The organism is Methylobacterium sp. J-092 (assembly GCF_022829325.1).
In the GTDB taxonomy this organism is placed as follows: domain Bacteria; phylum Pseudomonadota; class Alphaproteobacteria; order Rhizobiales; family Beijerinckiaceae; genus Methylobacterium.
In genome coordinates this window covers 1-281 of sequence record NZ_JAKSXU010000215.1, presented here as the reverse complement: position 1 = coordinate 281, position 281 = coordinate 1, and the positions used below count along the sequence as shown (strand labels likewise).

Below are 281 nucleotides of genomic sequence, written 5' to 3'. Positions count from 1 at the left end.
TCCGCGGCGTCGGTCGCGAGGTTCTGCGTCGCATGGGGCTGGAGCGGATTGCCCTGGAGGAAGGGACGCGCGAGGAGGGCACGGCCTGGGTGGAGGCTTCCGGAGGCGCCGCGGCGCGGTTCGACGTCGCCGGCTTCGAGGCCGAGCTGATCTACCATCCCAAGCCCGCGGGCAAGGCCGGCTACGACCTGCCCGAGGCCAAGGAGGAGAGCGCCGCGGCGCCCGAGGCCGCCAAGGTCGAGCCGATCGCCGTGCGGCTGGCCTCCGCCAACGTCGAGAAG

Annotated in this window: 1 pseudogene; it reads left to right on the top strand. The window is 73.7% G+C overall.

Annotation, left to right across the window (positions count from 1 at the left end):
- Positions 1 to 32: 32 nt before the first annotated feature.
- A pseudogene (locus MKK60_RS27240) lies at positions 33 to 281 on the top strand (hypothetical protein); the annotation flags it as partial.